We start from the raw sequence: 21183 nt of genomic DNA on the forward strand, positions 1-21183 counted from the left end.
TTTATGTTCACAGATAAACAAAGCTTTGTCGACGCATTTAAAGAACGGTTCATTGCATTGAACGGGAAGTCGATCGAGGATGGGACAGAGCAGGAAGTGTATCAAACATTGGCAACGATGGTACGCGAGCAGGCCATGCCCAAATGGATTCACACGCGCGACCGTCAAGAAGAAAAACACAGTAAGCAAGTCATCTATTTCTCGCTAGAATTTTTATTAGGTCGCTTCTTATACAACAACTTGCTCAGTTTAGACGTATTGGAGCTCGTTAGAGACGGACTGCAAGATTTCGGATACGACTTCACAGACATTACCGAGTTGGAACCAGAGCCGGGTCTTGGGAATGGAGGGCTTGGGCGCCTGGCCGCCTGCTTCCTCGATTCGTTGGCTGCACTCAGTTTACCTGGGCATGGAAACGGGATCCGCTATCGTTATGGACTCTTCAAACAGAAAATTGTAGACGGCTATCAAGTCGAGTTGCCGGATAACTGGCTCCGTGACGGGAACATGTGGGAAACGAGACGTCAGGATAAAGCGGTCGAGATTAATTTCGGTGGCTGGATTGAGATGAAACAAATCGGAGATCGATTGCGTGTCGTCCATCATCCAGACGAGGTTGTTCTTGCCGTTCCGTATGATATGCCGATTATCGGTTATAAGAATGATGTCGTGAATACGTTACGTCTTTGGAACGCCGAATCACCACTTGACGACGAGGCGTATTTAGAGAAGACGAAAGGGACGTATAAAGACTTGTTGAAACATAAACAGTCGATTGCTACAATTTCGGAATTCTTGTATCCAGATGATACGACGTATGAAGGAAAAGTATTACGTTTGAAACAACAATACTTTTTTGTATCTGCAGGCATTCAATCGATGCTTGTTTCCTATTTGAAGCGAAATAAATCACTTAAGCAGTTAGGCGACCATTACGCGATTCATATCAATGATACGCATCCGGTCGTCGCAATCCCTGAATTGATGCGCATCTTGATGGATGAGCATGGATACGGTTGGGACGAGGCGTGGCGGATTACGAAGAGCGTCATGTCGTTCACGAACCATACGCTACTCGCAGAAGCGCTTGAGAAATGGCCGGTCGAGATGTACCAACGCCTCCTGCCGCGCGTGTATCAAATCATCGAAGAAATCAATCGACGTTTCTGTCGAGACGTACTCGTCAACTATCCGCACCTCGAATCCCATATGGGAGAGATTGCAATTGTGTCAAACGAACAGATCAATATGGCCAATCTCGCTGTCGTCGGTTCTCATTCAACGAACGGCGTAGCGCAAATTCATACGGATATTTTAAAACAGCGCGAGATGCGTTACTTATATGAGATGTTCCCGCTTCGCTTCAACAACAAGACGAACGGGATCACACACCGTCGCTGGCTCTTGAAGTCGAACCCGGGATTATCCGACGCTATTACGGAAGCAATCGGCCCGTCATGGATTGAACATCCGAACGACTTGGAAAAGTTGATGGATGTTTCGAAAGACCGGAGCTTCCAAGAAAAAGTCATGGACGTGAAGCAACAAAACAAATTGGACTTAGCGGCATACATTCAAGAAGAAACGGGAGAGACAGTAGACCCTCATTCCATCTTTGACGTACAAGTCAAACGCTTGCACGCCTATAAGCGACAATTGCTGAATGCCCTTCACATCCATGCGCTTTACTTGAAGATTCAAGCGGACCCGACGTTTACGATGGTGCCTCGCACGTTTATCTTTGGCGCCAAGGCGGCACCGGGATACTACTATGCGAAAGAGATCATTCGCTATATCAATGCCCTTGCCACGCTCATCAATAAGGACAAGCGGGCGAGTCAATTCATTAAAGTCATCTTCCTTGAAAACTATCGTGTCTCCATGGCCGAACGGATTTTCCCAGGGTCTGACTTGAGCGAACAAATCTCGACTGCGAGCTATGAAGCATCCGGTACCGGAAACATGAAATTCATGATGAACGGAGCCTTGACGATTGGAACGTTAGACGGGGCCAATATCGAAATTCGTGACGCCGTCGGTGATGATCACATCTTTATCTTTGGATTATCTCCGCAAGAAGTCATGAACTATAAGAAGTTCGGAGGCTATCATGCGGCAGAGATGTATCACGCACATCAGGAAATCAAAGATGTGGTCGATGGTCTTGTCAACGGAACGTTCGATAAAGTGGGCGAATATCAATTCCAATCCATCTTCGATTCTCTCCTCGTCTATAACGATGACTTCCTCGTCTTGAAAGACTTTGTCTCGTATATGCGGGCACAGCGACGAGTCGATGAGGTGTTCAGTGACCAATCACGTTGGGCTGAAAGCTCAATCGTCAATACGGCGAAGTCAGGAATCTTCTCGAGTGACCGTACCATCACGGAATACGCAAACGCGGTCTGGAATATCAAACCGACGAGCGTAAAATAAAAAGGATCCACCCTTAGGGGTGGACCTCGTTTTCTGGATAGCTGATCCAATCGGAATAGGATCCCGGATAGAGTCGGACATCATCTTTTCCGAGAGCGTGAAGCGCCAAAATATTGACGCAGGCGGTCACACCGCTACCACAGTAAAAGATGGGGTTCTCAACGGGAAGAACATCTTTATACAGTTCTTTTAAGTCGTGGAAGTCTTCTAACGTCCCGAGTTCTGTGATGGCCTCGGCATAGGAGCAGAGCAATGCGTTCGGAATATGACCTGCTTTTGAGTCGATTGGTTCATGTGACCCGTTGAAGCGATCTTCGGTTCGTGAATCATAGAGTGAGCCGCTCGCAGCAGCTTTCACTTCATCGAGTGTCGCAATCATATGGTCTTGGAAGTCTGGCGTATAGTCGCTTGTCGGATAGTGTGGAACGTCCGTAGTGGTCTCACCGCAATAAGTGATGCCAGATTGGATACCGCCTTCTAACACAACGACCCGTTCGTGACCGGCCCATTTGAAGAGCCACCATGCACGGGCTGCGAATGGGAAGCCGTCATCGTAAATGATGACCAAATCTTCTTTTTTCAAGCCGATGCGACGAAGTGTTGTCGTCCATGCTTCTTTCGAAGGGAGCGGATGCCGTCCGCCGTGTTCGCCGAGCGGACCGGACAAGTCTTCCATCAAATCGAGAAAGACAGCGTTCGGAAGATGTCCCTTTCGGTAGACATATTTACCATAGGACGCGTCGTTTAGCGAATATCGGCAATCGATGAAACGAATCGAGTTCGTATGCACGATTTGTTTTAATTCTTGGGCACGCATTGTTGGAAACATTAATATCACCTCGAGGTTTCGTTACTCTCATCGTATACAAGATGGAAGCAATTGGCGAGTACTTCGATTGAATTTTTTGAGGGTGAAAGGGGAATGAATCATGACATGGCAACAAACGTATGACCGTTGGAATCAATTCGAAGGGCTCGAGCCGCATTTACGTGCGGAACTTGAAGAACTCGCAAAAAATGAAACCACATTAGAAGATGCATTTTATAAGACGCTCGAGTTTGGAACAGGCGGGATGCGTGGAGAAATCGGACCAGGTGCGAACCGGATGAACGTCTATACGATTCGAAAAGCGTCACAAGGATTTGCTGATTTTATCTCAGCATCAGGGGAAGAGGCGAAACGTCACGGCGTCGTCATCGCCCATGACTCACGTCATTTTTCGCCTGAGTTTGCATTAGAAGCGGCGCGGACATTGGCATCAAACGGAATCAAGACGTATTTGTTCCCAAGTTTACGTGCCACACCTGAACTGTCGTTTGCCGTTCGTCATTTAAATGCGTTCGGTGGCATCGTGATCACGGCGAGCCACAACCCGCCGGAATATAATGGGTTCAAGGTATATGGGGCAGACGGGGGACAGCTGCCACCGGCGGAAGCGGATGAACTCGTGACGTATGTCAATGCGATTGAAGACGAGCTGAAAATTGAGATTGAAGATGAAGCAGCGCTCCGACAGACGGGGCTACTCCTCACCGTCGACTCATCAGTCGATGAAGCCTATATGGAGGCACTTCAGTCGATTCGAATCCACCGTGACATACAGGACAGCCCCCTCCGGATTGTCTATTCGCCACTCCACGGGACGGGACGCCGTCCGGTCATGGAAGGGCTGAAGGCGTATGGATTTGAGCACGTGACCATCGTAGAAGAGCAGGCAGAGCCAGACGGTGCGTTCCCGACGGTCAGTTATCCGAACCCGGAAGAAAAGGCTGCATTTAAATTAGCAATGGAATACGGGGACCGGGTCGAGGCTGATTTGCTCATGGCGACGGACCCGGATGCGGACCGTGTCGGCTTAACCGTGCGCGGGCGTGACGGGGAATGGTTCGTCTTGACTGGGAACCAGACAGGTGCGCTCCTGATGGAATACATCCTCTCACAAAAGAGTGAGACAGGTACGTTGCCTTCGAATGGATTTGTCGCCAAGACGATTGTCACATCTGAACTCGGTGCCGCGATTGCAAAAGCGTACGGCGTACATCTCGAAAATACGTTGACTGGATTCAAGTTCATCGGTGAGAAGATCAAACAATATGAAGAATCAGGCGAATATGAATTCCTCTTTGGGTATGAAGAAAGCTACGGCTATTTGATTGGAGACTTCTGCCGTGATAAAGATGCCGTTCAGGCTTGTTTACTCGCAGCCGAGATGGCAGCTTATCATAAACAGCACGGTCGGACGCTTTATGATGCGTTACAGTCGATTTACGAGAAGTATGGATTCTACGAAGAGTCCTTGCAGTCGATGACGTTAAAAGGAAAAGCTGGTCTCGAGCAAATCGGACGTATGATGGAGGCGTTTCGTGCCAATCCTCCAAAAGAAGTCGGTGGATATGAGGTCGTTCGTTTTGAAGACTATAAGAAACAAGTGGCGACCGATTTACAGTCCGGTAAATCGGAAACGATTGAATTGCCATCATCAAACGTCTTGAAATTCGTCTTTGCGGACGGTTCGTGGTTCTGTCTTCGTCCATCTGGAACCGAGCCGAAAATCAAGTTTTATTTCAGTGTGCATGCGGATCGTGCCGAGAAGACGACAGCAAAACGTGAAGCGATTGAAGCGGATGTTATGAACCAAGCGAAAGCGATTGATTGATAAGGAACATCACTCTAGAAATAGGGTGATGTTTTTTGTTTGACATGAAGACATCGCGCCAGTATGATGAGGATATTGTTTAAAACCGTGTAATCATATAAGGATTATAGGAAAGGCGGAATTATTATGAAAAAGACATTAACGAGCGTACTCGCAATCGGAGCTTCAGTCGGGCTTCTCGCAGCATGCGGTAACGAAACAGACAGCGGAGCGGACGAAGCGATCATCACGGTCGGAACAGAAGCGACATACCCACCATTCACGTACAAAGAAAAAGGTGAATTGACTGGATATGACATCGACGTCTTGAACGAAGCGGCAGAACGTGCCGGTTATAAAGTGGAATACGAAGCAATGGACTTCAAAGGACTTGTCCCGGCACTCGACGCTGAACGCATCGACATGATTGCTAACCAAATGAGCATCACAAAGGAACGTAAAGAGAACTATGCATTCTCTGACCCGTACGCGGTGTCAGGAGCTCAAGTCATCGTTGGTTCAGACAACAATGACATCCAAGGGATCGACGATCTTGACGGAAAAGTAGTCGGATCGACACAAGGTTCTGCTTATGCACAAATGGCTGAAGAAGCTGGCGCTGAAGTGAAATTCTACAAAGGGGCGAACCAAGTCCTTCAAGACCTCGAAGTGGGTCGTTTGGACGCTGCCCTCAACGACCGTCTCTTCATCTTGACGGAACTTGAAAAAACAGGTTATGACGTCAAAGCAGTCGGTGATATCTTCAACACAAGTGAAGCTGGATTCATGACACGTCAAGATAGCGACGTGCTTGACAAGTTGAACGACGCGCTCACAGAGATGAAAGAAGACGGCACGATGAAAGAAATCGGTGAGAAGTACTTCGGTGAGGATATCAGTCAATGAATGAACTGATCACGACCGTCATAGAGAACCGCTCGGCCTATCTTGAAGCCATCCAGCTCACGTTGATCGCCAGTGCCCTGTCGATTCTTCTCGCCTTGGCGCTCGGTCTGATCATCGCTTTACTTCATAGTAGTCCGATTAAAATCGTACGGTTGTTCACACGGACGTACATTTCGTTCTTCCGTGGAACACCGCTCTTACTTCAATTGTTGATTTTATATGTCGGGCTCACCGGGTTCGTTCAACTCAGTGGGATGCAGTCGCTCATCTTTGGATTAGGCTTCCACTTTGCAGCCTATATCTCAGAAGCGTTCCGAGCAGCCATCAACTCGGTCGACAAAGGACAAGTGGAGGCAAGTGTCGCACTCGGCATTCCGAAAATGAAACGTTTCAAAGACATCATTTTCCCACAGGCACTCTCACGTGCCATCCCACCTGTCTCGAACTCGGTCATCGACATCATCAAGTCGACATCCCTCGGGACGGTCATCGCGGTTCAGGAGTTGACGTACGTGTCTGACCAGATTGCGGCCACGACGTATTTGGTCATGCCGTTGCTCTTGTTCTCAGCGTCGATTTACTGGATTTTATCGACCTTGATCCAAGCCGGTCAACACAAACTCGAACAGCGCTACGCAATTCGATAAGAAAAAACCTCGATTCAGACGAATCGAGGTTTTTTGTATGCTTTAACGGATGACTGCTTCAGTTTCTCCGTCGAAGAAGTGTGCTTTTGTCATATCGAGTGCGAGTTCGACATCGTCACCCATGTGGATGTTCGAGCGACCGTCAACGCGTGCTGTGAACTGTTGTCCACCGAGTTCAGCGTAGAGGTAAGACTCAGACCCCATGAGCTCAGCGACATCGATGTGCGCTTTGAACGTGTGTGTCGTTGGTGAGTCGATGTAGATTGGCTCATCGTGGATTGATTCCGGACGAATTCCGAGGACGAGCTCTTTTCCGACATAGCCACGATCACGAAGCGTCTTCATTTTCCCTTCTGGTACGTTGACTTCTTCACCGTTCGTGATGAATTTGCCTTCTGCGAGTGTACCGCGGAAGAAGTTCATCGATGGTGAACCGATGAAGCCGGCGACGAAGATGTTGTCTGGATGATCATATACTTCTTTCGGCGAACCGACTTGTTGAATGATTCCGTCTTTCAAGATGACGATCCGTGTAGCGAGTGTCATCGCTTCCGTTTGGTCATGGGTAACGTAAATCGTCGTTGTGTCCAAGCGGTTGTGGAGTTGAATGATCTCTTTACGCATTTGTACACGGAGTTTCGCATCCAAGTTTGAGAGTGGCTCATCCATCAAGAAGACTTTTGCGTCACGGACGATCGCACGACCGATGGCAACACGCTGACGTTGTCCACCTGAGAGCGCTTTTGGTTTACGCTCGAGGTATTCTTCCAAACCGAGAATGCGGGCAGCGTCTTTTACGCGACGATCAATCTCGTCTTTTGGGAACTTACGGAGCTTCAACCCGAACGCCATGTTGTCGTAGACGCTCATGTGCGGATAAAGTGCGTAGTTTTGGAAGACCATGGCGATATCACGATCTTTAGGAGCGACATCGTTCATTCGTTTCCCGTCAATGAGAAAGTCACCGTTTGAAATCTCTTCAAGTCCTGCGATCATACGAAGTGTCGTCGATTTTCCGCAACCAGACGGTCCGACAAAGACGATGAACTCACGGTCTTTGATATGCAAGTTGAAATCGCTGACGGCCTTTACGCCACCATCGTAAATTTTATCAATGTGTTCTAAACGAATTTCTGCCATGTCGTTAGCCTCCTAAAGAATCTATGTGTATATAATAGCGCTTACAAGAATGATTATATGATGAAACCGTTTGCATTGAATATGGACAAGTTGCACAAAAACCGTTAATCGGATTTGTGCAACATGACCATGAGTTGAAGGAGGCTAGCGTCATAGAACGTTCGAGCATCGTAACCGGTCGTCTCAAACAGGCGATCGAGCCGATAATTTAGCGTGTTTCGATGCATGAACAGTGCTTTGGCGGTATGGGAGACATTTAACGAGTGACGAAACAACGCCTCTAATAGTTCGATCGTCGACAAATCGAGCATTTGCATCAGCGGCGCAGTGAGGTGCATCCGCTCTTTTGAGTCCTGTTGTAGTAAATAATGGTATAATAATTGACTAGCAGGGTAAGTTTTAGTAGACATACGTGCGTATGGCATGAGCAATTGATGTTGACGATACACATGGGCAAGCGAACCTTGTGGACGTTCGCTATAGACAGCATATGCCTCGATGAAACAGTCACTCGCAATGGCGCGCAATACGTCCTCAAACTCCTGAAGATCGACGAATGGGCTTTGCTCAATTAGCTCGATATGTCGTGTCGACATCAAGATGACCTCGGCATGCGGCATAAAGTCACGGACGATATTGACGAAGGATTCGAACGATTCTTCTTCTGCTTCTTGGAGAGAAAGAGAGATGAGCCGAAACGGTTGCTCAAAACGAAACGTCTCATCTTGAAGTGTTGCTTGCCATTTTCGTTGATGGGGGTCTGATTGAAGGATTGGCGTCGCCCACATCGCCAACAGCTTTTGTTCGCGTTCGCTCAATTCGAACGCGGGGAGTCCGAATAGGGTACCATCTTGCGTCTCGAACCAATCAAGGTCACCAGATGCATCTTCCGACCGATGGACAGCAGTCGGAAAAATCGATTTAATACGATCAAACGTATTCAATACTATCACCTCAACAACAATGTATCATATTTCAGATCGGAGGCTTGCAGTTTGGACGGGTTATTAAAGATTTTACTCATGATATTGATTGGGGCGACCATCGGGGGCGTGACCAACTTTCTCGCCATCAAGATGTTGTTCCGACCACATGAACCGAAATACATCGGTTCATTCCGGATTCCTTTTACACCAGGACTCATTCCGAAACGTCGAGATGAACTGGCATCTAGTCTAGGGAAGACGGTCGTCAAACACTTATTGACACCAGAGGGTATGCGGAAGCGATTGCTAGATGACCAAGTGACGACGCATATTACGCACTTTGCGCAACAAGAGGTTCAGACGATGTTACGCTCGGATAAGACGGTTCGCGAGCTATTGGAACCCCTCTATCCGAACGCAGAGGCACGATTCCTCACGCTAGCAGATGACAAATTACGTGACGAGCTATCGAACGTCATGGCTGAAGTGAAAGAACGAAAGCTGTTTGAGTTACTTGGAGAAGAAGGGATGGACCGTGTACGAGTGGTCATTCCTGAAATCGTGGAGGCGCTTCTCGTCAAATCAGAGGAATATTTCTATTCTCCTGAAGGTGAGGCGCAACTTCGTCACATGGTTGACTCGTTCGTCCAGCGTCGTCTCGGATTTATCGCAGGGTTCATTCAAAACATGAACTTTGTCGAGATGGTTCGACCAGAAATCGTCAACATCTTACGTGGTCAATCGACCCGTGACGGAATGACGACGATGATTACGCGTGAATTTGAGCGATTCAGTGAGAAGACGGTCGATACACTGATCGATGATCGACTCGAAGCACGACTCATCGATGGCATCACAGACCAAGTCGTATCTCGTTTGCCAATCGGACAATTATTGGATCGTCCGATATCGTCGTATACACAGTCCGTCGAATCCCGCATTGTCGACGAACTCGTTCCACAAGGTGTCACGCTTGTCATTGAGCGCTTCACGAACCAAATGGAGACGATCATGGACCGATTGAAGATTGATAAGATTGTGCAAGAGCAGGTCCAATCACTCGACACGTCGTACCTCGAAGAGATCGTCTTATCGATCTCGAAACGAGAGTTCCGGGCAATAACATGGCTTGGTGCGCTGTTAGGTGGTATGATTGGGTTGATTCAAGGGTTGATTGCCATCTTGTGATGGCTAACCCTAATAGCATTTAGGAGGACGTTACATGTCACAAACAAACTTGTACGACCAAGCTTACCAATTGGAGAAAGCACTTCGCGATTCTGAAGAGTTCACAACACTCTCTTCTTTATACGATCGTGTCAATGCGGATGCGGAAGCGAACCAGTTGTTCGCTGACTTCCGTAACATCCAAATGACGCTTCAACAAAAGCAGATGCAAGGAGAGGAAATCTCTGAGCAGGAAATGATGGATGCGCAAACGAAAATGATGAACGTTCAACAGAACGAATTGATCATGGAGCTCATGCAAGAAGAGCAACGCATGCACCAACTCGTCACAGAAGTGACGAAAATCATCATGAAACCACTTGAGGAGCTTTATGCCCCGATGGTGAACGAAAACGAAGTTCAATAACAAATGATGTGCGGATGGCTTTAGAGCCATCCGTTTTTTTGTTGATGAGATTGTCACACGCTTTAAGTAAGCGCTTACATAAAGTGGGTTATAATGAAATTGTGACAATAGCGAAAGGGTGAATCAGCATGATCACGGTGATAATCCTTTTAGGGATGATTTTCTTTTTCATAGCAGGATGGTTACGGGCGGACTTAGTGGCATTGATTGGACTCGTTTGCCTCGTGCTCACACAACAATTGACCCCAGGTGAGGCGATGGCTGGTTTCTCCAATCCGGTCGTCTTGATGATTGCTGGACTGTTCGTGGTCGGAGCGGGATTGTTTCATTCTGGTCTGGCGGAACGGTTGGCTTCTTTGCTTGTTCCATACGCGGGAGGGAATGCGACGCGTTTATTCTATCTGTTTATGTTGACGGTGACGCTCTTGTCGAGTGTCATGTCCAATACGGGTACCGTCGCCTTGCTCATTCCCGTTGTGATGGTAATGGCACGAAAAATCCAACAGTCTACGGATTCTTATCTCATGCCACTCGCCTTTTTTTCTAGCATCGGTGGAACGATGACACTGATTGGGACTCCTCCCAATCTTGTTGCGGCAGAAGCGCTCCGTGGCCTCGTAGATGAACCGCTCGGATTCTTTTCATTGTTTCCAATTGGTCTGGTCGTGATGGTGATCGGACTGATTTATTTCCGGCTAATCGGGAACCGCTTACTCGATCAAGGTGGGGCGAAACAGTGGTCGAAAACGGAGGTGAGTGAGCCATTGCGTCCAAACGTCTATGTGATGTCGATTGCAAAGAGTCATCCGTTAATTGGGAAACAGTTACGTGACCTTCCATGGTCTCATGAAGGGGTTATAGTCTTGAAGGAACGAGTTCATGGACGACACCATCATGAGACGGCTCATGCGGACACCGTACTACGTCCGGGGGAATTACTTGTCAGCGGCGAGGAACGGCACGTTCGGAACTTTTCCGAAAAAGAACAGATTCCATTTGAACCGATTGAGGCCACCCGTGTAGATGATCAAACCGGAGGGGTTCTCCTGTTCACGGTCCCAGGGGGGAGTCGACTAATCGGGAAGCGGATCAGTGAGAGTCAGTTACGTAATCAGTTTCATGTCAATGTCTTAAAAGTCATCCGACCACAAGAAGAGATTGCACACGTGCGATTGAAAGACACCCCACTGAAACAAGGGGACATGTTGATGGTACAAGGGACATGGGATGATTTAGAGCGGATGGAACGAGAGACACATGACCTGTTATCAAATGAACGGGTGACCGAGGTGGCCAATCGAGTCGTATCCGGGCGTCATCAGCTCGCAGCAGGCATCATCATGCTCACGTTGTTGCTCCTGTTCATGTTCGAATGGGTCGACCCGACCGTTGCCGTATGGATGGCTGCGCTAGCGATGGTGTTGAGTGGAGCTGTCCGACAGATGGACGTCGCCTATCAATCCATTCAATGGTCCTCGCTCGTCTTGATTGCGGCCATGATCCCGGTAGGAACGGCGCTTGAAAAGGCGGGAATCATGGGATGGGTCGTTGCATGGATTGAAAGGACGTTTGCCGACTTTGGTCCCACTTGGGTACTCGTCATCTTATTCGTCTCCACCATGATTCTTAGTCAAATCATCTCGAATACAGCGACCGCTATTTTGTTCGTCCCCCTTGCGATTGCACTCGCCGAATCGATGACTGTCAGTCCGGTTCCATTCGTCGTTGCGGTCGCCATCTCGGCATCACTCGCTTTTATGACCCCGTTCGGATCTCCGACAAATGCGATGGTCTTTAGTATCGGCAACTATCGGTTCATGGATTTTATCAAAGTCGGTGTGCCGTTGCAACTCATCACGGGAATTATAGGAATTCTGATGATTCTCTTCCTCTTCCCATTTTGAATAGGATTTTTTGGGACAAGTATCGAAAATAGAGGAATCAGCAGATGAAAGGGGGGACGATGATGAAAAAATGGATGATTGTATTCTTCTGCCTGTTTCTTGTTGCGTGTGGGAAAGAGATGGAAACTGAATCAGAACCGGAGATGACGGAGAACGGGCAGGTGGCCGAAGCGTATCTCGAGGAACAACAGTACCCGATTGTCTCTTATGAAGGCGAGCATACGAGTACCTTGACCTTAGAGGAACTGGCAGAGGATCGTGAACGGAACGTTTGGGGACTACAACCGGTATCACCGGATGAATACGTCGGTAAGTCCATCTACTACGAAAACTTTACGGTGAAAGATCACCCGATTGGTGAGCAATCTCCCGCAGGACAGACTGCTGTCTCGGTAATGATTGTGGATGGAAAGGTCATCGGCGGGACATCATTCCCCGTGACAGACGGATCAGGTTCAGGGAACGGATATAGTTTGAGCGGAGAATCGCTTGAGGATATTCACCCCGATCTTCAAGAATGGCAGGATGCGTGGAATAAAAAATATGGTGAATGAAAAGTAGACCAAGACAATCATTGTCCTGGTCTACTTTTGTTAAGATGCCGTCCCTTTCAGTTTCCCCGGTAATTTGCAACGCTCGAAGTAGATGAGTTGCCCCCGTCGTACGATACGCGCCCCTTTATGCTCATGTCCAGCAGCACGAAGCATGTCGAGTCCTTTTTGTTTGGCCGACTGATCGTCGCTCGCTTCGAACATTTCATTCAATACGAGCGTGCCATCATTTTCAAATCCTGTCACCGTGTATGTTTCCATTCACACGACCCCCTTTTCTTCATTTTAATGAATGGTCATTCATTCTTCAAGAGAAGGTTTTGTCAGTTCGTCGAATGTCAGCTGTCGTGTCGATTCAGTTCGGGGAATCAAATCGGATACGGTCAGTCCGATCAAGCGGACGGGCTCGATGACGTTCATCTCGTCGAAAAGACGTCTGGCAAGTCGTCTAATCTCATCATGGTCATGCGTCGGGTGGTTTAATTTAATTTGATGACTCCGAGCCTGAAACTCGCTCGTCTTTATTTTGATGGTGACCGTTTGACAGCTCAAGTCGCGGCGATCGAGCTGACGCAATACGTCCTCCATCTCTGGGATGACCCGTTCGAACACTTCTTCCGGGTCATCGATATCAAATGCAAACGTCGTTTCTGACCCAATCGACTTACGCTCTCGCGTGGCCACGACAGGACGCGTATCACGTCCGTGTGCCAGTTCATATAGTTGTTGCCCACGATCATGTCCAAAGATGGCTTTCAGTTGCTCAGGACGAGTTTGTTGAAGGTCACCGATCGTATGATAACCACTTTTATAAAGCGTTTGGGCGGTCACTTTTCCGACTCCATGCATGGCTTCGATGGAGAGGGGAGCCAGAAAGGTTGCCACTTCATCGAGCGGAACGACCGTGAGTCCATTTGGTTTCTCAAATCCTGAAGCGATTTTCGCGACAAACTTTGACGGTGCGACTCCGGCAGATGCGGTGAGGCCGGTGCGACGCTTAATCTCGCCTAATATATACCGGGCGATAAAGGGTCCGGATGTACTCAATAACGAATTCTCCGTCACATCGAGGTAAGCCTCATCGAGCGAGAGTGGTTCGACGAGCGGTGTGACCGACTTAAAAATCTCCATCACTTGTGCGCTGACTTGTCGATAGGCCTGAAACCGTGGTTTGACAAACGTCGCATGGGGACACAAGGCAAAAGCGCGACGTGATGACATCGCACTGTGTACGCCGTATTTCCTCGCCTCATAGGAACATGTCGCGACGACCCCGCGGCTGTGGGGAGGACCTCCGACGATGACGGGCTTTCCTCGTAAGTTAGGACGGTCACGCTGTTCGACAGAGGCATAAAATGCGTCCATGTCCACATGAATGATGAGTCCTTCCATAACATCACCTTTCTTGTGTGAATCACTTTTCTTTCATTATACCGAACTTTTGTTCGTTTTTTGAGATTTTTGTTTTGACCGATGTTTCGTTGAAGTCGTCTGATTCGGAAACTGTAGCAATGACCCGATCCAATTCTTCCGTTTCAGCCACACTTGGATGATGAGCGTGAAGAGAAGAATCATGAGCCAGGCGAATCCATATCCAAGCGGCCATTCCAGTTCAGGCATGTTTTTAAAGTTCATTCCCCAAACCGCACCGAATGCAACGACGGGAGTCGTCAGCGCCGTGAAGACGGTTAGCGCCTTCATGATTTCGTTCCCTCGGAAGTTTGACAGGGTGGAGGCGAGGTCTGTCATCGCAATCACGTCTTCTTGATAATGATTGATGAGTGTCAGCAATCGACTGACTCGATAATCGGCAAGCTGATACGACTTCAACTGCTGCAAATCGATCGTTAAAAAAGCTTCTCGTCCCGCCATGACAAGCTCCTTATATGGAGTGACCGTATCCGACCACCGTTCAATCTCACTGCGAAGACCAAAAATCTCATTCATGAACGTAGCGGGAACTTGTCCCGTCATTTCACGTTGAGCTGCCATCAAACGTTCTTCAAACTCATCGATACCGTGAAAGTAGTTGTTCATCCGTTCGGCAAGCAACTCATAAAACGCCTCGATTGGAGAATCGCATTGTTTGGCGAAAACGGACTCATGGTGCAAATCATCAAAGCCGATTGTCCATAAAAAATCAGGTCCAATGAAGTAATGTCCAATTTTTTGTGGTTCCCGTTCTAACTGTTCATAGTCGAGTGTGAGTGAACCATACATATATCCATTCTCGACGACAATCTTCGTCACATTTGAGGTCGTCAATTGTTCAAGCCAATACGTATAGGCTTGAGCATATAGCTGATCAACATGAATATAATCTTCCGGTCGTGTATACCAATCCCATTCCATCATCCATTCCTCCAATTCACTATATTGATAGTATTCCCAAATTGTCAGGAATGTTGGCATCTGTCTCAAACTTTCGTTAAGATGAAGGTACTGAACAAGAGAGAGGTGCTTTCATTGACGACAAAAATCGGTCAGCTCAAAGTGGGCGACACGCTAGACCAATATGTCATGATCAAACAATCGTATAAGGGACTTGCCGGGAACGGGAAACCTTATTTAACATTAATCCTTTGCGACGAGAGTGGTGAAATCGAAACGAAATTATGGGATAGTGCTGATACCGAGAAGTATGCGACGAAAAAAATCGTCCATGCGGCCGGGGAAGTGATGGACTATCGGGGGCGCACCCAGTTGAAACTAAAACAAATTTCAATCATCGAGCAGGAAATAGACATCGCACCGTACGTCCGATCGGCTCCGATTCCGAAGTCAGAGCTCGAGACGACGATTCGTGGATTCATCACGTCACTTCAACACGATGAGATTCGCCGTCTTGTCGAGGAAGTCGTCAATCGTCATGAAGAGGCATACTTTACGTATCCGGCTGCCGTTCGACATCATCACGCGGTCTATTCGGGACTGGCATTTCATGTGATGTCGATGTTGAAGCTCGCGGATACGATGTGTGAACTGTATCCATCCTTGAATCGTGATCTTTTGATTGCGGGTGTGATTTTGCATGATTTGGCGAAAGTCATCGAATTGTCTGATGCGATTACGCCAGAATACACACTCGAAGGAAAATTACTCGGTCATTTGTCACTTATGGCATCGGAACTTGAAGTTGTGTCACGGGAACTTGGAACGGACCGCGAAGTGACGACCTTGTTGCAACATCTCGTCTTAAGCCATCACGGGAAGCCGGAATGGGGATCTGCGAATGCGCCACAGTTGCCTGAAGCGGAGATGTTATTCTTCATTGATAATATTGATGCGCGCATGAACATGTTTGAGAAAGCGTATGAAGGGGTCGAGCCGGGGACATTCACGGAGCGTGTCATGGCACTCGATAACCGTGCCTTCTATCGCCCGAATCTATAATAGATGATCAACGAAAAAGGGGTACTCCATTGCTGGAGTGCCCCTTTGTGATTACTGTTCAGTTGATTCTGCTGCAGGTTCTTCTGAAGATTCGTCTGCGTTTTTAATCGCTTCTTTAACAGCGTCAAATTGTTGTTCTGCTTTTGCATCTTTTACGTCAACGTTGTATTTTTCAATCAACTCAGCGTAAATTTTGTTCGCATCGACAGAAGCTGATTTTTCAGCTGCCAATTCTTCACGAATACGATCTTTCTCGTCTTCGAGTTTCAAGTCTTTCTCTTTACGGTCTGTCACTTTGATGACATGGAAACCGAACTGAGATTGAACCGGTTCAGAGATTTTACCAACGACATCTTCTTTGAATGCGTACTCTTCGAATTCAGGTACCATCTTACCAGCAGAGAAGAAACCGAGTTCTCCACCTTGTTCTCCTGAACCAGTATCCGTTGATTTTTCTTTCGCAAGTTCAGCGAAGTCTGCACCGTCATTCAACTCTTTGATGATGTCTTGTGCCTCTTCTTCAGTTTCAACGAGGATGTGGCTAGCTTCCACTTCCACGTTCTCTTTTGCAAATTGTGCTTCGATTTCTTCATCGGTCACATCGACAAGTTTCGATTTCGCAGCGTCAACGAGCATCTGTCCGCGAAGCGCTTCTTTAAACTCTTCCGTACCGCTCATACCGGCTTGTTGAATCGCTTGTTCGAACTCTTCTTCTGAGTTGAACTGTTCTTTTGTCTTGCTGAACTCTTCATCTACTTTTTCTTGGTCGACTTGGTCACCGTATTCTTTTTCAAGAAGTGCATTCATCGTCTCTTGGAATGCGAGTTGTGGCACCATGCGGTCGTAGCTCATATCCGTGATTTCACCGCGTGTGATTTCGCCGCCTTTGTATGTGACGACTGCTGAATTATCTGACTCTCCGCCGCCTGCGTTCGTTGCCGCATACGTACCGCCAGCACCGATGATGAGTGCGATTGCAGATGCACCGACGAGTGCGCCAGTTGAGAATTTTTTATCTTGCTTTTTTGGTTCGTTCGTCATTCCGTTTGACATGTATTCCACCCCTAATAATTCTTTAAAGTTTCTAAGTCCGACTATATCACATTTTCCTAATCATGACAGCTGTTCTCTTGTCTGTACAGTATCATAGCACACAATCCTGTCGTATAATGATGAAATAGAATGTGAAATGATGGGGTGAGGGAAGTGTCACTAGAGGAGAAGGTCGAGCATTTAGCCTATCAGATGAAGATCTTACTCGAGATTGTCGATTGGACAGACCGTCCGTTCGAATATGAGGTGATTCGAGCGAATTTGACGAAACAAGAAGTCGAGTCATTTTATCAATTGCTTGAGGAGATTCGGGCACAGCAAAACGAGCAATTGCGCTACGGATATACGTCCATAGAACCATTGCTCGTCCATTTTGCAGGTATGTTAGATGTGAGACTTGACGTCAAAACGATTCTTGAGGCATGTGTCCGACAAGGAATCGAGTTAGACGTCACAGAACCACTTTATCGGCAGGTCAGGCTTCTTGACTGAGTTCATCCTCATCAGGGCGTCTGCCTGCTTCTTCTGTGATCATTTTTGACGTTTCCGCAAAGATATCCATAAAGTTATCCCCGTATAAGCGACGTACGATAGCCGTCATATCTGTTAAGTCGGGGAACTTTCCATATAGTTCTTGAAGCGGGAGGGAAGCGCGGAATACGCCGTTCCCTTCTGGGTCGAATGCATGAATCGTTTCGAGTAGTAATGACTCGCCTTCAGGTGTCAATTGAACGTACGTGTTTCGTTTGTCCGTCTCTTTTTTAGAAAACGTAAGTAATCCACGATCTTCTAACTTCTTCGAAAAGTTGAAAGCAGTCGAGACGTGCATGACGCCATATTTTGCGATTTCTGAAATCGATGCACCGCCTAAAGCGTGAGCAATCCATAAGATGTGATGTTCATTGATATTTAAGTCGAACGGTTTGATCCAGTTTTGCCAGTCTTTTTCGACGGTTTTCCACAAAGCCTTACTCAATTGAATGATTTTGTGGCTATAGAGCATGGCCTCAGGGCCAGTGAATTCTTTTTCGTGTTCCATCTCGATCCATCCTTTCCGGATAAAAAGTCAAATGTAATCGACGGACGATGACCTCAAACACTCACTGTGTTTGATTGACGGTTTTGTCAGTCATAGCAGACTGTACGTTCGAGAGTTCCTGAAGGTTCCCTTGGATGCGCTCGACTGAAGGCTGAATGTCTTGTTGATAGCGTTCGACTTCGGCTTTCACTTGGTCAGTCAATTCTTTTCCTTGCAGTTTTCCTGCGGCGGCAACCTGCGATGCATGTTTCGCCACATTCCCAAATTGTTCTTTTAGCGTAGTGATTGTAGATGCTCGATGTTGTTGAGCAGCGGCATCATTTGCAGTTCCTCGCGCCAGTTTCTTTACCGTGGCGACTCCTAAAAATGCTAAAACAAAGCCGAAAACAATCCAATCTCGACGTTGGCGACTCGACAATTCATTCCCCTCCTCAAGCTCGGATAATCAGAATTACATTCTTTTCATATTATTTTACCAAAAAAGAGTGATTAAAAACCTATATCGCAAATAAAATTTTTCAGAACATTCATTTTTGACCGAAAAATCATTTTATTTTAAAATACAGGTAAAGGAAGGTGATCCTCAGTGGAGAAAGCGAAGCGTTGGGTAGATGACATGCTTGACCTGTATCTCGCTGCGAAACGACTGGGAGATGACACTTGGGCCGAATCCATTATGAATACACTAGAGGCGGGATACGAGGCGTCGAAGCAAACGGAACAGGCACGTGAAGAATCGATGCGAGAAAAGCGGATGCTTGAAATAGATGCCCGTCTAACGAAATTACGAAAAGAATTTGAACAAGCGACATCTGTCAAGACGCGTCAACAGCTATACGAAGTGGCAATCAAGCTTCAGGTCGAGCGGGCGCAACTAGAAGAGGAACGAAAACGCCATCGTGACTCAATTAATCAATCATAAAAGAGACCCGTCGATGACGGGTCTCTGTCTGTTTATACGTGGGCATGAATGTTCGATGCAAGGGTAGTGAGTTCTTCTGACGTGAAGGCGTCATTTTGCGTGATCCACTTCGCGCCGAATCCATCCTCGTGTCCAAAGCGCGGAATCAAATGGATATGGAAGTGATACACCGTTTGTCCGGCAACTTCTTCGGCATTCGATAAGACGTTCATTCCGATGGCACCCGTTTCACGTTGAATCGCTTTGGCGATGGTTGGGACGCGTTTGAAGACATCTGCTGCCACGTCTTCTGGCAATTCATATACGTTTTTCGCATGATGTTTTGGGATGACGAGCGTGTGTCCTTTCGTCACTTGAGAGAGGTCGAGGAAAGCGACGACCGCTTCGTCTTCATATACCCGATAGGATGGGATTTCTTGTTTTGCAATTTTACAAAAGATACAGGTCGGATCTGTGTGCATCTTCATTCCTCCATTCTTAAATGTCGTTTCTGTTCCATCATAACACGGAAGTTCGGGCGCAAGAACGATAGGAAGCGAGATGGATTCCCTCTATAATAGAAGATAAGTGAGCGCAAAGGAGGTGAGCAAATGCCATATACGAGAAGTAGAAAAAAAGAACGGAGTCCGAAAGTCTTTCTGTTCATATCTAGTTTCACGATTTTAGTTGGAGCCATTGTTTTCTATTTATATGCATACAAGCCGGCGGCAGAACAAGATAAAATTCACGTCGCATTCAAAGAGGCCTTATTAGAAGAAGACCGTACCTTTTTTGAAGAAAAAGTCGAATATCTTGGTGAACCTTTAACGCGAGCGGAGGCTCTGCGATTCATGGGGTGGTTGAACGATGAAAAGTCCATTCGAGGAGAGGCCATCGCAGAAGTTGCGAAAGACCGAGCCAACCGAACGTCGGGTATGGAGGCGGACGGATTATTTCGTTTGATCGACACGGGGGAAGGACGGTATGGCTTTTCTGACTATCGAATTGAACTACTCCCACAACGGATTGATGTGACCTCGGATGTCCCATTGACGAATATTTGGATTGATGGACAACAGGTAGGACGGATTGATGAAGCCGATGATACGTTATCGTTTGAACAGATGCCGGGACAATATGATGTCAAAGCGGTGGCGGTGACAAATGGAGAGACGGTCACGGAAACCGAAACGATTCAATTGATATCTTCTAAATCCATTGAGTATGCCCTTATGCCTGAATCGAACGAAGCCATTGCCGGACAATTTGATTTGAAGCGGGCTGAGTTGATTGAAATTGAAGTGGAGGCTCAAACGGGTCACTCACTCGAAACGGTCGATTCATTAATTGGGCAGTCTAGTCAGCAAGTTCAAGAAACGCTTGGTGAACCGGCTGGAAAGCGTGAAGGGAAATGGGACTATGAGCGATTGGCTGTCACGTTTAAAGATGAGGAAGTGGAATCGATTCGGGTCGACCTCGATAAACGACCAGATGATTTGATTGCCCTCCTCGGTGAACCGAAAGCGAAGTCGGAACACCCACTCGGAACAGAGTGGGGTTACGGTCAATCGTTCTTCGAATCATTCTTTACGTTCTTTGGTCTTGAGACCGAGAAACAGTTTATCGAAAAGAACGAGGCAATGTATTTACTGATCCAATGAAAAAAGAGGGACATTCCACAATGGAAGCCCCTCCGATACATAATCTTATTTTTTACGCATTGATTTCATAACGAACGATACAATCAAGATTAGGATAATCGCACCGATAAGAGCCGGGATAATCGCGATATCCGCAACGATTGGTCCGAAGTTACCAAAGATAAGTCCACCCAACCATGCACCGATAATCCCCGCGATGATGTTACCAATGATTCCACCTGGTACGTCCTTACCTAAAATTAATCCTGCTAACCAACCGATGATACCTCCGATAATCAAATAAAGAATAAACCCCATCATTCATTTCTCCTTCCTCTTTTTGCCCATTGTTCTTTACAACGATTTTGTGGAACAATGGAAGTATTGATGTTTATTTTAAAATGCCTTACAGTTCAG

At 47.2% G+C, this 21183-nt stretch carries 23 protein-coding genes; 12 read left to right on the forward strand and 11 right to left on the reverse strand.

Features of this window, described 5'->3' with window-relative positions:
• The first annotated feature begins 3 nt into the window (after window positions 1-3).
• Complete coding sequence (locus KNO65_RS05075; RefSeq protein ID WP_214782156.1) at window positions 4-2436, forward strand: glycogen/starch/alpha-glucan phosphorylase; 2433 nt, start codon at window positions 4-6, stop codon at window positions 2434-2436.
• A 13-nt stretch (window positions 2437-2449) separates the two neighbouring features.
• Here KNO65_RS05075 and KNO65_RS05080 read toward each other — a convergent pair whose 3' ends face one another.
• On the reverse strand, window positions 2450-3265 hold the full coding sequence (locus KNO65_RS05080; RefSeq protein ID WP_214782159.1) for a sulfurtransferase: 816 nt from the start codon (window positions 3263-3265) through the stop codon (window positions 2450-2452).
• Window positions 3266-3365: 100 nt separating this feature from the next.
• Between KNO65_RS05080 and KNO65_RS05085 the strand changes: the two genes are divergently transcribed.
• The 3 genes from KNO65_RS05085 to KNO65_RS05095 all read left to right on the forward strand — a co-directional run bounded on the left by KNO65_RS05085 (window position 3366) and on the right by KNO65_RS05095 (window position 6625).
• Window positions 3366-5093: a phospho-sugar mutase gene (locus KNO65_RS05085; protein ID WP_214782161.1), complete on the forward strand. Its 1728-nt coding sequence runs from the start codon at window positions 3366-3368 to the stop codon at window positions 5091-5093.
• Window positions 5094-5219: 126 nt separating this feature from the next.
• Window positions 5220-5978 (forward strand): transporter substrate-binding domain-containing protein, encoded by a 759-nt coding sequence (locus tag KNO65_RS05090; protein ID WP_214782164.1) that lies wholly within the window; start codon window positions 5220-5222, stop codon window positions 5976-5978.
• Window positions 5975-6625 (forward strand): amino acid ABC transporter permease, encoded by a 651-nt coding sequence (locus tag KNO65_RS05095; RefSeq protein ID WP_159563603.1) that lies wholly within the window; start codon window positions 5975-5977, stop codon window positions 6623-6625. Before KNO65_RS05090 ends, KNO65_RS05095 begins: the two co-directional genes overlap by 4 nt.
• 42 nt (window positions 6626-6667) lie before the next feature.
• On the opposite strand, the gene KNO65_RS05100 is transcribed toward KNO65_RS05095, so the two are convergent.
• Window positions 6668-7765, reverse strand: coding sequence for an ABC transporter ATP-binding protein (locus KNO65_RS05100; RefSeq protein ID WP_078146408.1), 1098 nt, complete (start codon window positions 7763-7765; stop codon window positions 6668-6670).
• A 104-nt stretch (window positions 7766-7869) separates the two neighbouring features.
• Complete coding sequence (locus KNO65_RS05105; RefSeq protein WP_240499789.1) at window positions 7870-8718, reverse strand: PucR family transcriptional regulator; 849 nt, start codon at window positions 8716-8718, stop codon at window positions 7870-7872.
• Window positions 8719-8787: 69 nt separating this feature from the next.
• Here KNO65_RS05105 and KNO65_RS05110 point away from each other — a divergent pair, with 69 nt between their 5' ends.
• From KNO65_RS05110 to KNO65_RS05125, 4 genes are all read left to right on the forward strand, one after another.
• Window positions 8788-9879, forward strand: a complete 1092-nt coding sequence (locus tag KNO65_RS05110; protein ID WP_214783336.1) for a DUF445 domain-containing protein — start codon at window positions 8788-8790, stop codon at window positions 9877-9879.
• Between the two features lie 34 nt (window positions 9880-9913).
• Complete coding sequence (locus KNO65_RS05115) at window positions 9914-10285, forward strand: YlbF family regulator (RefSeq protein ID WP_015880924.1); 372 nt, start codon at window positions 9914-9916, stop codon at window positions 10283-10285.
• A gap of 128 nt (window positions 10286-10413) precedes the next feature.
• Window positions 10414-12189 carry an SLC13 family permease gene (locus KNO65_RS05120; protein WP_214782167.1) on the forward strand — a complete coding sequence of 592 codons (1776 nt, stop codon included), beginning with the start codon at window positions 10414-10416 and terminating at the stop codon, window positions 12187-12189.
• Between the two features lie 62 nt (window positions 12190-12251).
• Window positions 12252-12743 carry a hypothetical protein gene (locus KNO65_RS05125; RefSeq protein ID WP_214782170.1) on the forward strand — a complete coding sequence of 164 codons (492 nt, stop codon included), beginning with the start codon at window positions 12252-12254 and terminating at the stop codon, window positions 12741-12743.
• A 39-nt stretch (window positions 12744-12782) separates the two neighbouring features.
• Here the strand turns inward: KNO65_RS05125 and KNO65_RS05130 are convergent, their stop codons facing one another.
• From KNO65_RS05130 to KNO65_RS05140, 3 genes are read right to left on the reverse strand one after another with little or no spacing between them, the layout of a single operon-like run.
• A complete protein-coding gene (locus tag KNO65_RS05130) occupies window positions 12783-13001 on the reverse strand; it encodes a YhzD family protein (protein ID WP_015880927.1) in 219 nt (72 codons plus the stop codon).
• Between the two features lie 39 nt (window positions 13002-13040).
• On the reverse strand, window positions 13041-14132 hold the full coding sequence (gene dinB, locus KNO65_RS05135) for a DNA polymerase IV (protein WP_214782183.1): 1092 nt from the start codon (window positions 14130-14132) through the stop codon (window positions 13041-13043).
• 36 nt (window positions 14133-14168) lie between these two features.
• Window positions 14169-15092: a magnesium transporter CorA family protein gene (locus KNO65_RS05140; RefSeq protein ID WP_159563610.1), complete on the reverse strand. Its 924-nt coding sequence runs from the start codon at window positions 15090-15092 to the stop codon at window positions 14169-14171.
• An 81-nt stretch (window positions 15093-15173) separates the two neighbouring features.
• Here KNO65_RS05140 and KNO65_RS05145 point away from each other — a divergent pair, with 81 nt between their 5' ends.
• Window positions 15174-16133, forward strand: coding sequence for an HD domain-containing protein (locus KNO65_RS05145; protein WP_074037677.1), 960 nt, complete (start codon window positions 15174-15176; stop codon window positions 16131-16133).
• A gap of 51 nt (window positions 16134-16184) precedes the next feature.
• On the opposite strand, the gene KNO65_RS05150 is transcribed toward KNO65_RS05145, so the two are convergent.
• Window positions 16185-17186: a peptidylprolyl isomerase gene (locus tag KNO65_RS05150; RefSeq protein ID WP_214782186.1), complete on the reverse strand. Its 1002-nt coding sequence runs from the start codon at window positions 17184-17186 to the stop codon at window positions 16185-16187.
• 153 nt (window positions 17187-17339) lie between these two features.
• Here KNO65_RS05150 and KNO65_RS05155 point away from each other — a divergent pair, with 153 nt between their 5' ends.
• Complete coding sequence (locus tag KNO65_RS05155; RefSeq protein ID WP_235189241.1) at window positions 17340-17678, forward strand: DUF1878 family protein; 339 nt, start codon at window positions 17340-17342, stop codon at window positions 17676-17678.
• Here KNO65_RS05155 and KNO65_RS05160 read toward each other — a convergent pair.
• Both KNO65_RS05160 and KNO65_RS05165 read right to left on the reverse strand, forming a co-directional pair.
• The gene (locus KNO65_RS05160; protein WP_015880933.1) at window positions 17662-18225 is read right to left on the reverse strand and encodes an HTH-type transcriptional regulator Hpr; all 564 of its coding nucleotides are present in this window, start codon (window positions 18223-18225) and stop codon (window positions 17662-17664) included. The genes KNO65_RS05155 and KNO65_RS05160 overlap by 17 nt on opposite strands.
• A gap of 61 nt (window positions 18226-18286) precedes the next feature.
• Window positions 18287-18643, reverse strand: coding sequence for a hypothetical protein (locus tag KNO65_RS05165; protein ID WP_031421186.1), 357 nt, complete (start codon window positions 18641-18643; stop codon window positions 18287-18289).
• Between the two features lie 168 nt (window positions 18644-18811).
• Here KNO65_RS05165 and KNO65_RS05170 point away from each other — a divergent pair, with 168 nt between their 5' ends.
• Window positions 18812-19147: a hypothetical protein gene (locus tag KNO65_RS05170; protein ID WP_074037675.1), complete on the forward strand. Its 336-nt coding sequence runs from the start codon at window positions 18812-18814 to the stop codon at window positions 19145-19147.
• Window positions 19148-19179: 32 nt separating this feature from the next.
• Here KNO65_RS05170 and KNO65_RS05175 read toward each other — a convergent pair whose 3' ends face one another.
• Window positions 19180-19608, reverse strand: a complete 429-nt coding sequence (locus KNO65_RS05175) for an HIT family protein (RefSeq protein WP_015880936.1) — start codon at window positions 19606-19608, stop codon at window positions 19180-19182.
• 129 nt (window positions 19609-19737) lie between these two features.
• Here KNO65_RS05175 and KNO65_RS05180 point away from each other — a divergent pair, with 129 nt between their 5' ends.
• Complete coding sequence (locus tag KNO65_RS05180; RefSeq protein ID WP_214782189.1) at window positions 19738-20787, forward strand: hypothetical protein; 1050 nt, start codon at window positions 19738-19740, stop codon at window positions 20785-20787.
• Between the two features lie 45 nt (window positions 20788-20832).
• Here KNO65_RS05180 and KNO65_RS05185 read toward each other — a convergent pair whose 3' ends face one another.
• Entirely contained in the window at window positions 20833-21084 is a 252-nt protein-coding gene (locus KNO65_RS05185; RefSeq protein WP_047795606.1) for a GlsB/YeaQ/YmgE family stress response membrane protein, read from the reverse strand.
• Window positions 21085-21183 lie beyond the last annotated feature (99 nt).

The organism is Exiguobacterium sp. S3, assembly GCF_018617295.1.
Lineage (GTDB): Bacteria > Bacillota > Bacilli > Exiguobacteriales > Exiguobacteriaceae > Exiguobacterium > Exiguobacterium profundum.

Coding starts and splice junctions, on each gene's coding strand:
- KNO65_RS05075 (WP_214782156.1), top strand. CDS start 4: ATGTTCACAGATAAACAAAGCTTTGTCGACGCATTTAAAGAACGGTTC.
- KNO65_RS05145 (WP_074037677.1), top strand. CDS start 15,174: ATGAAGGTACTGAACAAGAGAGAGGTGCTTTCATTGACGACAAAAATC.
- dinB (WP_214782183.1), bottom strand. CDS start 14,132: ATGGAAGGACTCATCATTCATGTGGACATGGACGCATTTTATGCCTCT.
- KNO65_RS05120 (WP_214782167.1), top strand. CDS start 10,414: ATGATCACGGTGATAATCCTTTTAGGGATGATTTTCTTTTTCATAGCA.
- KNO65_RS05140 (WP_159563610.1), bottom strand. CDS start 15,092: ATGGAATGGGATTGGTATACACGACCGGAAGATTATATTCATGTTGAT.
- KNO65_RS05090 (WP_214782164.1), top strand. CDS start 5,220: ATGAAAAAGACATTAACGAGCGTACTCGCAATCGGAGCTTCAGTCGGG.
- KNO65_RS05095 (WP_159563603.1), top strand. CDS start 5,975: ATGAATGAACTGATCACGACCGTCATAGAGAACCGCTCGGCCTATCTT.
- KNO65_RS05175 (WP_015880936.1), bottom strand. CDS start 19,608: ATGCACACAGATCCGACCTGTATCTTTTGTAAAATTGCAAAACAAGAA.
- KNO65_RS05115 (WP_015880924.1), top strand. CDS start 9,914: ATGTCACAAACAAACTTGTACGACCAAGCTTACCAATTGGAGAAAGCA.
- KNO65_RS05160 (WP_015880933.1), bottom strand. CDS start 18,225: ATGGAACACGAAAAAGAATTCACTGGCCCTGAGGCCATGCTCTATAGC.
- KNO65_RS05185 (WP_047795606.1), bottom strand. CDS start 21,084: ATGGGGTTTATTCTTTATTTGATTATCGGAGGTATCATCGGTTGGTTA.
- KNO65_RS05130 (WP_015880927.1), bottom strand. CDS start 13,001: ATGGAAACATACACGGTGACAGGATTTGAAAATGATGGCACGCTCGTA.
- KNO65_RS05085 (WP_214782161.1), top strand. CDS start 3,366: ATGACATGGCAACAAACGTATGACCGTTGGAATCAATTCGAAGGGCTC.
- KNO65_RS05150 (WP_214782186.1), bottom strand. CDS start 17,186: ATGTCAAACGGAATGACGAACGAACCAAAAAAGCAAGATAAAAAATTC.
- KNO65_RS05180 (WP_214782189.1), top strand. CDS start 19,738: ATGCCATATACGAGAAGTAGAAAAAAAGAACGGAGTCCGAAAGTCTTT.
- KNO65_RS05125 (WP_214782170.1), top strand. CDS start 12,252: ATGAAAAAATGGATGATTGTATTCTTCTGCCTGTTTCTTGTTGCGTGT.
- KNO65_RS05110 (WP_214783336.1), top strand. CDS start 8,788: ATGATATTGATTGGGGCGACCATCGGGGGCGTGACCAACTTTCTCGCC.
- KNO65_RS05100 (WP_078146408.1), bottom strand. CDS start 7,765: ATGGCAGAAATTCGTTTAGAACACATTGATAAAATTTACGATGGTGGC.
- KNO65_RS05080 (WP_214782159.1), bottom strand. CDS start 3,265: ATGTTTCCAACAATGCGTGCCCAAGAATTAAAACAAATCGTGCATACG.